The sequence below is a fragment of the Nocardia sp. CC201C genome (assembly GCF_030010695.1).
In the GTDB taxonomy this organism is placed as follows: domain Bacteria; phylum Actinomycetota; class Actinomycetes; order Mycobacteriales; family Mycobacteriaceae; genus Nocardia; species Nocardia otitidiscaviarum.
In genome coordinates this window covers 1-3,155 of sequence record NZ_JASCXP010000599.1, presented here as the reverse complement: position 1 = coordinate 3,155, position 3,155 = coordinate 1, and the positions used below count along the sequence as shown (strand labels likewise).

Annotated in this window: 3 protein-coding genes; all 3 read right to left on the bottom strand. The window is 67.9% G+C overall.

Annotated elements, in window-relative coordinates; all coding sequences use genetic code 11:
- Nucleotides 1-77: 77 nt before the first annotated feature.
- Entirely contained in the window at nt 78-509 is a 432-nt protein-coding gene (locus tag QK444_RS34680) for a GyrI-like domain-containing protein (protein ID WP_228808764.1), read from the bottom strand.
- Nucleotides 510-513: 4 nt separating this feature from the next.
- On the bottom strand, nt 514-984 hold the full coding sequence (locus QK444_RS34675) for an effector binding domain-containing protein (RefSeq protein ID WP_029930354.1): 471 nt from the start codon (nt 982-984) through the stop codon (nt 514-516).
- Nucleotides 985-1,149: 165 nt separating this feature from the next.
- Nucleotides 1,150-3,155 (bottom strand): transglycosylase domain-containing protein (locus QK444_RS34670; protein ID WP_282786229.1); only part of this gene is annotated, 2,006 nt, incomplete at its 5' end.

Genomic DNA, 3,155 nt, shown 5'->3' with positions numbered 1-3,155 from the left:
CAACACTCGCGGGGCCGCTCCTGGTTCTCCCGCCGACGCTACGACGCGGCCGGGCTCTTGAGACTGGCTGGTCGCGTTCAGTCGAGGGAGACGTAGACCTCCACCGAGGCGGGGCCGGTGTAGCGCTCGATCTCCGCGGTATGCGAGCGCGTGATCTTGCCCGCGCTCTCCGCCTTGGCGACCTTGGCCCAGGCGGTGCGGAGCAGATCGTACGGCTTGTCGGTCACCACGAACTTGGCGTAGCGGCCGGGCGGGATGCGGGTCAGCACATCGCCGATGTCGAGCTGGTCGAGATCGGTGAGTTCGTAGCCCAGCACCGCCACGGCGTGATCGTTCTGTCCGATATAGGCCGCCACGCGGTCGGCGCGCTTCTCCCGGGACAGATAGCGGTCCCAGGTGAAGTTCACCAGATCGAGGTCGCGCGCGGTGACCTCGCGTCCGGCCAGCGGCACCGTCAGCCCGCCGATGAGTGCCTCGTCCAGGGTGACGATTTCGAAGTCCACGGTCATCCCCCTACGCCTTGTCCCGGCCGTCGGCCGAGTTCGGATCGAGCGCCACGAACACCTCCACGGTGTGCATGTCCGGGTAGTGCTCGAAATCCCCGGTGTACGCGCGGTTGATGACGCCGCTGGCCTCCAGGTCCCACACCGCCCGCCAGATCGACACGATGGTGTCGCCCAGGTTGTCCCCGCTGCGGGTGAACCGCGCGAAGACTCCGGCCGGGATGCGCGCCAGCACGTCGCCCGACTCCAGATCGGCGAGGCTCTCGCAGCGGTAGCCGACGATATGGGTCAGATACGAACCGATCTCGGGCGCGTGGTCGACATACGCGGTGGCCGGAGGTCCGGGCAGGTTGCGGGAGAGGTTGCGCTTCCACGCCTCCTCGACCTTCGCGCGGCGCGGTCCCTCGACCGCGAGCGCCGGACTGCGTAGCACCGTTCCGGCTACCAGCGTTTCGTGGCGTTCAACGACATTGAATTCCACCGGCGTCGCCCCTATGTCTCGTGCTGTATCCCACCCGCGTCTACTCCACCCGCATCCTGCCACCGCCCGTTCCGGCGGCTGGCACCGGTGGCGGTTTCCACCATATCGGGGGGTTGGTCCGAATGGGTCCGCTAACCGTTTTCCATGATCAACACCAAGTCCGTGTCAGCCGGGCACCGGGATGCTGAGGCCGGGAAATATCTCGACCTGCCGCGGTGGCGGCGCGGGCGGGATGATCACGACAGGTGCCTGTTGTGCGCCCTGCTGCGGATCGAGTATGTCGAATCCGCTCGACCCTGACGAGTCCTCTGGGGGCACCGGATGGGGAAATTGTTCCACCGGTGTACCGACCAGCGCCCCGTCCATGGTCTGCTTCCAGATATCCGCGGGCAGTCCGGACCCGTAGACGGCCGCACCCCCCGCCGTTCGAATGGGTTGGGATTGTTCGGTTCCCACCCACACCGCGGTGGACAGCGACGGGGTGAAGCCGACCATCCAGGCATCCTTGTTCTGTCCGGTCTCCCCCAACTGCGTGGTGCCGGTCTTGGCCGCCGACGGCCGTCCCCCGGCGAGGGCGTGGCCATTGGAATAGGCGGCGATGGGCAGCATGGCCTGGGCGGTGGTGTCGGCCACGGTGGCCTGGAAACGCTGCTGCGGCGGCGCCGCGCCGTCCTCGCGGTCCAGCAGCACCCGGCCGTCACCGGTGAGCACCCGCTGCACGAAATAGGGCTTGCGATAGGCGCCGTGCGCCGCGATCGTCGCGTACGCCGACGCCATGTCGATGGGCCGTACCGAATACGCGCCGAGCACGATGGCGGGCAGCGGCGGACCGCCGTTCTCCGACAGGGTCTTACCGGGCACCCCGGGAATCTCCTCCGGAATGCCGGCCTGGTGCGCGGCGTCGGCAATGGCCTTCGGCCCCGCGAACAGGGCCTGCGACAGCCGGTAGAAACTGGTGTTGAGGGAGCGTTTGAACGCCTCGGCCATCGAACAGGTCCCGCAGCTCTCATTGCCGACGTTGTGGATCTTCTCCCCGTTCACGGTGAGCGGCGAGCTGTCGATCTTGTAGCCCAGTGTGATGCCCTGCTGGAGCGCCGCCAGCACCGCGAAAGTCTTGAAGGCCGAACCGGTTTGCAGCGGGGCCTGCGCGAAGTCGAAGCCGATCCCGTCCGCGCCGCCGTAGTAGGCGCGCACCGCACCGCTGCGCGGATCGATGGAGACCACCGCGGTGCGCAGTTCCGCGGGCTGTCCGCCGAGCACATCCCCGACCGCCGCCAGCGCCGCCTGCTGGGCTCGGGCGTCGATGGTCGTGACGATCTGCAGCGCACCGGTATTGAGTTCGTGCTCGCTGATCCCGGAGGCGCGCAGTTCGCGCAGCACCTGGGCGCGAATGAGCCCCTCCGGCCCGCGCGCGGCGTTGGCGTCCGCCAGCTGGGTGACGGGCACGATCTCCGGGAATCGCACGGCGGCCCGCTCGGCCTGCGACAGCGCCCCCATCTCCACCATGCCGTCCAGCACATAGGCCCAGCGGTACCGCAGATCGTCGAGGTGGGTCTCCGGATCCAGGATCGACGGGGTGCGTACCAGCGCGGCCAGCACCGCGCTCTCGGCGAGGGTGAGTTCGGGGACCGGCTTCTCGAAGTACGCCTTGGCGGCGGAGGCGATTCCGTACGCGCCGCGCCCGTAATAGATGGTGTTCAGATAGGCGGCGAGAATATCGTCCTTGGTCCATTGCCGGGCCATCTTGGCGGAGATGATGAGTTCGCGCATCTTGCGGTTCATCGTCCGCTCGGAGGTCAGGAAGGCGTTCTTCACGTACTGCTGGGTAATCGTCGAGCCGCCGCCCGCGTCCTCGCGTCCGGTGAGATTGTCACGTGCGGCGCGCACGAAGGCCGACAGCGAATAGCCCGGATTGGTGTAGAAATCCCGGTCCTCGGCCGAGAGCATGGCCAGGCGCATGTGCTCGGGCACGTCGGCGAGCGGGATCGGCAGTCGATTGCCCTCCGGCGGAACCACCTTCGCGATGACCGAGGTGCCGTCGGCGGCGAGGATGGTGGCGATCTGATTGGTCTGCACCGCGTTCGGTTCGGGAATCTCGGCGCTCCAGTACGCCAGCCCGAGCAGCAGCGCCGGCACCGCCACGAAGATCGTGAACAGCGCCAGCAGCACCC